Below are 276 nucleotides of genomic sequence, written 5' to 3'. Positions count from 1 at the left end.
CCGTGGAACTCACCGCTGATTCTTACATTTAAGCGGGTCATCCCTGCGGTGCTGACAGGAAATACCGTTGTCGTGAAGCCAGCTACCAGCTGTCCCTTAACGATTATGACCTTTTTAAAAGTGGTAGCTTCCTATTTTCCGGATGGGGTCATTAATGTGGTAACTGGCTCTGGTGGTGTGATTGGGGATGCGCTTTGTTCGGACCCGCGGGTTCGCACGATTGCATTCGTTGGCAGTACCGAAACGGGCAAGGAAATTATGCGGGCCGCTGCCGGA

General features: G+C 52.5%; 1 protein-coding gene. It reads left to right on the top strand.

The features are described 5' to 3' along the window. The coding region (locus V7659_RS11335; protein WP_335540116.1) for an aldehyde dehydrogenase family protein at nt 1-276 on the top strand (276 nt) is incomplete at both ends.

This window comes from Neobacillus drentensis (genome assembly GCF_036966985.1).
GTDB lineage: Bacteria > Bacillota > Bacilli > Bacillales > Cytobacillaceae > Neobacillus > Neobacillus drentensis_E.
This window is presented reverse-complemented; position numbering and strand designations above follow the sequence as displayed.